The sequence below is a fragment of the Aquabacter albus genome (assembly GCF_040049275.1).
Lineage (GTDB): Bacteria > Pseudomonadota > Alphaproteobacteria > Rhizobiales > Xanthobacteraceae > Aquabacter.
Map to the genome: position 1 here is coordinate 1 of NZ_JBDZDT010000036.1, position 1776 is coordinate 1776.

At 64.7% G+C, this 1776-nt stretch carries 2 protein-coding genes; one reads left to right on the forward strand and one right to left on the reverse strand.

What is annotated here, in order from left to right:
- Nucleotides 1-4: 4 nt before the first annotated feature.
- Complete coding sequence (locus tag ABLE91_RS28895; protein WP_348936008.1) at nucleotides 5-1465, reverse strand: amidase family protein; 1461 nt, start codon at nucleotides 1463-1465, stop codon at nucleotides 5-7.
- Nucleotides 1466-1573: 108 nt separating this feature from the next.
- Between ABLE91_RS28895 and ABLE91_RS29025 the strand changes: the two genes are divergently transcribed.
- A partial coding sequence (locus tag ABLE91_RS29025) for a TetR family transcriptional regulator (RefSeq protein ID WP_510182016.1) occupies nucleotides 1574-1776 on the forward strand: 203 nt, incomplete at its 3' end.

Below are 1776 nucleotides of genomic sequence, written 5' to 3' on the forward strand. Positions count from 1 at the left end.
GCGGTCACAACCGTAGCGACACGGCGCCGAGAATCTTCTCCACGCGCGCGGCGAGGTCGAGGAGCACGCGGTCCTGACCCTCCGGGCCGTCAAGTTCCATGCCGATCGGCAGGTGATGATCATCGAAGCCGATCGGCAGGCTGATCCCTGGCAGACCTGCTGCGCTGGCGGGAATGGTGTTCTTCGCCAGCACCCGGAAATCCACGTCCTGGCCGGCGACAGTGAACTGGGACTGGCGCTCGACCGACGGCGCCGTGCACGGCGTCGTTGGGAAGATCAGCGCGTTGGTGCCGTGCCGGGTGAAGACCTCGCCCATGCGCTGCTTCACGGCCAGCCGATCGACCGCCAGGGAGTGATAGGCCTTTTCGGCCAAATAGCCGGGCGCACCCGGGAGGACGAAATGGTCCCAGGCGTCTTTTACGCCTGCCCGCAGCCCTTTGTGTAGATCTTCGAAGGTAACTGGGATGGCGTGGCGCTCCAGGAATTCTGTCAGAGAGGCCTTTGTCTCCCGGAAGAAGAGGTTCCAGGTGGTTTGAAGGGCCAGCGATTCAAAATCCTCTCCAAGGTCGATCTCGACGATCTCGGCGCCGGCATCCGACAGGCGGAGGAGGGTATTGCGGAACTGCGCCTCAACCTGGGAATCAACCAGGTTCAGGTACTGGCGCGGCGCAAAGGCGAACCGCGTCCCCTTCAGATCGGCCCGGGTCTCCGGCGCGGTCCGGGGCGACCTGGTGACGATCTGGTCGATGAGGGCGCAGTCCTCGGCGTTGCGCGCGAACACCCCAGTCGTATCGAGCGTGTGGGAGATCGGGGCGACCCCTTCGCGCGGCCAGCGCCGGGTGGTGGGCTTGAACCCGACGACGCCGCAAAGAGAGGCGGGAACCCGGATCGAGCCGATCGTATCGCCCCCGAGCGTCGCGGGGACGAGGCGGGCGGCCACTGCCGCGGCTGAACCGCTCGACGACCCGCCCGTGACATAACCACCGGCATGGGGGTTTACGACCTGGCCGTAAGGACCGTTGTCGCCGGTGAGACCATAGGACAATTCGACGAGGTTGTTTTTGCCGAGGACAATCGCGCCCGCCGCCTTGAGCGTCGCCACGGCCTCTGCGTCTTCGGTTGGCCGGAAGTCCTTCAGCGCGCCGACGCCCAGCGTCGTGCGAAGCCCCGCCGTGAGGTAGCTGTCCTTGATCCCCAGGGGAACACCGAGCAACGGCGCGTCTAGGCCTTTGGCGCGGGCCTTGTCGGCTTCGCGCGCGGCCGCGAGCGCACCCGGTTCACCGAGGGTGATGAACGTCCGCAAGTCCTCGTTGCGCCGTGCCTGGTCCAGAAGAGCGGAAACATAGGTCTCGGCGCTCACCTCTCCGGTGCGTATGGCCTTCGCAGCGGCCACCACGCCGAGGTCCGTGAGGTGACTGGCGTCCGACGCTGTAGTCGCTACCGGCCTGGCTGACTGGTCTTGCATGGAAATTCTCCGATCTGATTTTAGATGTCGCGTGACATCTAATTGGATGTCAGCTAACATCTAACTCGTCAAGACCTTTTTGATGGGCCAATCGCAAGGGACGGATCGTTGAGGAAATCGAACAAGGAAGCCGCGGAGACGCGGCGGGCTATCGTCACCACCGCCGCGGATCACATCCGGCGTACCGGTATCGCCGAAGCGAGCCTGTCAGACATCATGGCAGGTGCTGGCCTCACCCATGGCGGCTTCTACAAACACTTCCGAAACCGGGAGCAGCTCATCGCCGAGGCGCTCGTCGCTGCGGGCGAGGC